Genomic DNA, 5,275 nt, shown 5'->3' with positions numbered 1-5,275 from the left:
GTCCATAAATAGCATATTCAGTGCCGAGTGCAAGAGAAATTTTTAATTTATGGGCACTACATTTAGGGCTTAGTGGACACCCAAACAATAATTTCAATGGGTTACATGACTCTCAAGACAAAATTCGCCAAAAATTACACCAAATCAGCCTTTTTTGCGGAAAGATGGGTTAAGGGTTAAAAAGAGTAAAGAAATGTCTCACGCCCGCTGCGAAGACTTCGCTAGAGTCGCTGAGCAAGAGGGGAGAAGAGAGAGTATCAATATTCCTATTCCCCGAGCCGGGGTATAGGAATAACTTGCTCCACCTTCGGTAACGGCACAAGTCTTGATAAAATTTTCTTTGCCGTCAAAGAATATTATTAGCGATAAGCAAATGCCACTCAAAAATTATCAGTTGTCTTATTTTTCAACATCTTCTAATAATGCCGGAGACAAAAAGGAATATAGGACTTACTCATGAAATCCTGTCAGAAAAAACAAGAAAATTGAACCACGCTATCCATGCTAACCACGCTAGGAAGCGTGGCAGGAAGCGTGGCAGGCCAGGCACCAAGTACACAAAGTTTAAGAGGCTAAGCAGAGGTTGATTCCTTTGCGACCTTTGAGTCTTGAGCTCGCCCGGTTGAATAGATTTTCGGTCTACGGCAAAGCCGTATTCAACTGGATAGATCTTCTAGCGGGCGGTTCAATGATATTTTGTTTGGGCTGCGGGCACAGCCCGACTTAGAACCATTTTTGATAGATAACCAACTGCTTGATATCTTTATTAAAAACTGTTACAGGATCTAAACATGGGCAGACTGCAATCCCTCTATAATAAGGCCCCATACGGGGTGCAGAGTGTTCTACTTAACCTGTATGCACTGGGTATCCACCGGGAGCGCTACGGCAGGCCTTTTGCCCGGGCGCTTGAAGAGCTTAAAAAAACCCAGTGGTACTCTCCGGACCAGATACACCAGTACCAGCTGGAACGCCTCCAGGCTCTGATTAAACATGCCTATGATACAGTCCCGTTTTATGGCAAACGCTTTGCTGAACATGGCGTGCGGCCGGAGGAAATAAAAGATCTTGAGGATATATCGAAACTGCCGGTTCTCACCTGCGAAGACGTCAGGACTGCAGGAGAGGAGCTTATAAGCTCAAAGTATCCCAAAAGCAAACTCATCCACGGCCATACGTCAGGAACAACTGGTTCTCCCCTCTCCTGCTACTGGGACAAACAGACATGCGTCTACAATAATGCTGTTGACTGGCGGCAGAAGCTTTGGGGTGGGGTAAAATACGGCGACGGCATCGCTCTTTTACTGGGTCGAACAATAGTCCCGACCAATAAAACAACCCCCCCTTTTTGGCAGCATGATCGAATCCACAATATGCTCTGGATGTCCTCATTCCATCTGAGTGAAGAATACCTGACCCATTTCTTCAAAAAACTTAACCAGTACCGACCGGCAGGCATCGAAGGTTATCCATCAACAGTCTACATCCTTGCCCGTTATCTAAAAAAAATTGGGCAAAAGTTTCCGGTTAAGGCAGTATTCACATCATCCGAGACCCTGCTACCACTTCAGCGAGAGCTTATAGAGGAACATTTTCAAGCCCCGGTGTTCGATTTTTACGGTATGGCAGAAAGGGTAGCCTTTGCCGGTCACTGCCCTGAAGCTCACGAATACCACCTGAGTTTCGAGTTTGCGCTAAATGAAACCATCGACAACGATGGAAATCCGGTGGAACCGGGCAAGGAAGGATACTTGGTGGGCACAAGTCTACTCAACTTCGGGATGCCCTTTATTCGATACAAGACTTCAGACGTCACGGCAATCAATACCGAACAATGCAACTGCGGACGGCATATGCCGCGCTTTACAGGCGTGACAACCAAAGACGAGGATATCGTGGTCACACCAGAGGGCAAACTTATCTCTTCATCAGTGTTGACCCACCCTTTCAAACCTCTGGATGCAGTTCAGGAGTCTCAGATAATACAGGAGAAGATCGATCTTTTGCGCATAAAGATCGTCCCACGAGAGGATTACACAGAGAAAGATTCTGCGCACCTAATTGCCGCACTGAGCCAACGGGTCGGTCTATCAATGCGCATAGAGCTTGAGTTCGTCGAAAATATTCCCCGAACTAAAGCAGGTAAATTCAGATGGGTGATCTCCAAGGTTCCCCTGCCTTTATAAACTCAGGAATTAACCTTAAAAATTTCACCAGAAGGAGCTGATTTTCATTTTCTCCCATGACAACCATAAAATTCCCATTGAATTTCAAAGAGTTTCCAGCAAAAAAGATTAAATTCTTTTGATTTACTGATCCTTACCCTGACTCTTGTTACAAACTTCGTGCGACAAAACGACTTTCTCAGACTTAACTTACAATTCAATATAATCTTTCCACCCAAGGGGCGGCTTAAATGAAAAATTTTTAGATATTCTTGTTAACGGTTTGTTAAACTCTTCAATTGATGATTTAATATGAATATCTTCATAATTATCTGGAGAAAAGGGGTACGATTGGATTGCAAATGCATTTTTAATTACAGGTATTTTTTCCCAACTAAAGCCCATAAGTTTAGCACAGGCAGCATCTACAGATACTGGATCACTTCCCAGTACAATTAACCCTGTATTTTTTTTCTCAGGCGCAAGCGGACCATTACCTTCACCGGAAACCACTGCATCTACAATGCTGAAATATCTTTTTTTATTTCCGGGAAAATCTTTACGGAGCTCTCCATTGACATTGGCATAAAATAAAATTTTATTCAGATCCAGCACCATCCTCCAAAGAGTATCATTGCCATGCCAGCTTCCACTGCGAATCGTATTATCTGTATCGCCAAAAACGAATTTACCTATTTTCCTGATTGGAATAAAATATTTTGCAGCCTGAGGCCTTGTTGCGAGGTAATCATATATTACTCTAGTACAAGATCCTTCAGATAAGGATCTGAAACTTTTTTCAGGAAATTGATCGCCTTCTTCTGAAGGTGTACCACATGTATGATGCGGCAACCAGTTTTTATATGTGTTAATTCCGACTAAATTTTTTAACGAGCAGGTAATGCCAGCCTTTTTATGTGCCTTCAATTTAGGCAGGTTTATGAAAACATCAGCCTCCAGCACTGATCTCGAAACCTTATAAAAATGATTACCAAGTGAGTGTGCCTCATTGGTTTCCTTCTGGTTATAATCAGCTCCGAAAAAACCATATTTTCCTGCATTCTTACCAACAAATTCACTTTTTTCAGCCAAATTACAAATTACAGAACCAAGAGGATCACCCTGCAATTTTTTTCTTTGGACTATCATTTCTCCTTTTTTAACCCATTCATCATCTCGAAGATCCATGACTGAGACATCTACGCCAGCCTTTCTTCCCATATTGATCCATTTTGCAGGATTCATTATTTCCATCAATTTGTTCCAGCTTGCACATGTTTCTGGACCGTCTGTAATAATAATTTTACCTTTTCCTCTTAAAATCTTTAGAACCAGTTCTAATACCGATTCTATAATCAAAGGATGGGTAACCACATGTTCCCACTCATCTTTTTTATGAATATGTGATTCTGAGATCCAATTTGGCTTTAGAACGACTACATCTCCCGGATAAATGTTTTTTGAAAGCACTTTTTCCCAAGAAGTAATTACTCTATCAACTAATTTTTTATCATATTTTTCAGATTTTTCAATATATACATGCATTGATTAAACCTCAACATTAACTCAATCTGAGACGTTTTGTAATATATACAGTTTTTTGGAAAAGATATTCCAGCTGCTGTTTGTTCCAGCATTCAATCCAGTTTATCTTTATTCCGAGTCCGTGAAGTGCTTGTATCATTGTCTGTGTCAGTTAAGAATGACGGTGAGACATAGAGCACAGTGACTCAGAGATAACAAGTTCAGTGCCAGTATCTGTTAAGGAGCGTTTTATATAGATCTAAAGTTTTTAATACCTGATCCTGTAAATCAAATGAACACATTTAATAAATTGTCAAAAAATAATTTTATCAATTAAAACTTTATGATACATAACACAAGCGAAAATAGCAAGCATTGTAATTCTTCAATTGTAGACAATAAATTCAAGAGTAATTTTACGAATAGTCATGCTTTTTATGTTTGACTATGTCCTGGATTGCCACTTTAAAAGAAAAAGTATTATACCAACCCAGATGGCTCTTAATCTTTGAAGAATCGTAGATCAGGGATTTTTGCGAGGAGATGAGCCGGTATCTGGTCAGGACGGGGTTTCGTCGCAAGGCCTTGAAGAGCATTTCCTGCAAGGCCGTGGCTGCGGACAGAAAAACATAGGGCACATAGACAAACCAGACGTCTGGATACAGTTTGCGGATAAAGGTGTCCATATACTCTTTTTTGCTGATCTGCTGCGGATCAACTACATTGTACACCTGACCTGTGCTCTTATCCTGGACCAGGGCCGCAAGGATAGCCTGGACCAGGTTGTCCACGTAGACCAGGGGAAGGATGAACCCTTTCCTATTGATTATGATAAAGACTTTGTTTTTGAAACTGAAACCCAGCATGGGCGAGAAATTCTCGCCGCCGGGTCCATAGATCGTCCCCGGACGCAGGCAGACCGCAGGCACTTTGTCCTGATTCATGCAATCCAGGACGATCTTTTCCGCTTCCAGCTTGGCCCAGGAATAGATGCCTCTGCGTTCCGGGAAACGCTCCAGGGGAGAGTTTTCATCAACGACCTGGCCGTCTTTGTAATCAGCTGAACCGTAAACCGAGCAAGAGCTGATGTAGACAAGTTTTTTGATCTGGTGGGAGGCGCAGAGGTCAAGGATGTTGCGGGTGCCCTCAATGGTCACATGGCGGGCGCCTTCTATTGTGCCACTGGTATCAGCAGCGGCGTGGATGACGTAGCCGATATCTTTAAAGGCTGGTTTGAGGGAGTCAGGGTTGGTTACGTCGCCTTGGGCTATTTCCGCGCCGAGATTGGCCAGGTTGCCGATTTTGGAGGGTGTGCGGACCAGGGCGCGGACGCTGAAACCCTGGTCAATGAGCATCTCGACTGTCCTGCGGCCGAGTAAGCCTGTGGCGCCGGTGACGAGAACTCTTTCCTTTGGGTTCATTCCATGGCCTGTTGCTTGGTTGATTGGTTTTTGGTGAAAGACTTTGTTAACCGCCCGCTTCGCTCAAGGCGCCAAGTACGCCAAGGTAAGAAAATCAAGCTTTGCGGGGTAGACCAGGTAAAAATCACGCTGGAGCATAATTTTTCCCAGGCCATACCGCAAAGC

General features: G+C 43.2%; 3 protein-coding genes. 1 reads left to right on the top strand and 2 read right to left on the bottom strand.

Features of this window, described 5'->3' with window-relative positions; all coding sequences use genetic code 11:
* Window positions 1-791: 791 nt before the first annotated feature.
* Entirely contained in the window at window positions 792-2,186 is a 1,395-nt protein-coding gene (locus QZP87_RS11780; protein ID WP_291323121.1) for a hypothetical protein, read from the top strand.
* A 189-nt stretch (window positions 2,187-2,375) separates the two neighbouring features.
* Here QZP87_RS11780 and QZP87_RS11775 read toward each other — a convergent pair whose 3' ends face one another.
* On the bottom strand, window positions 2,376-3,710 hold the full coding sequence (locus QZP87_RS11775) for a DUF362 domain-containing protein (RefSeq protein WP_291323120.1): 1,335 nt from the start codon (window positions 3,708-3,710) through the stop codon (window positions 2,376-2,378).
* A gap of 395 nt (window positions 3,711-4,105) precedes the next feature.
* Window positions 4,106-5,110 carry an NAD-dependent epimerase/dehydratase family protein gene (locus QZP87_RS11770; RefSeq protein ID WP_291323119.1) on the bottom strand — a complete coding sequence of 335 codons (1,005 nt, stop codon included), beginning with the start codon at window positions 5,108-5,110 and terminating at the stop codon, window positions 4,106-4,108.
* Window positions 5,111-5,275: the final 165 nt, after the last annotated feature.

It is taken from the genome of Desulfonatronospira sp. (genome assembly GCA_003563255.1).
Classification (GTDB): Bacteria; Desulfobacterota; Desulfovibrionia; order Desulfovibrionales; family Desulfonatronovibrionaceae; genus Desulfonatronospira.
Note: the sequence above shows the minus strand (reverse complement) of the source record. Positions and strands in the feature narration are given on the sequence as shown.

Bases quoted from the DNA above. Each gene is read 5' to 3' on its own strand.
- QZP87_RS11780 (WP_291323121.1), top strand. From the start codon at position 792: ATGGGCAGACTGCAATCCCTCTATAATAAGGCCCCATACGGGGTGCAG.
- QZP87_RS11770 (WP_291323119.1), bottom strand. From the start codon at position 5,110: ATGAACCCAAAGGAAAGAGTTCTCGTCACCGGCGCCACAGGCTTACTC.
- QZP87_RS11775 (WP_291323120.1), bottom strand. From the start codon at position 3,710: ATGCATGTATATATTGAAAAATCTGAAAAATATGATAAAAAATTAGTT.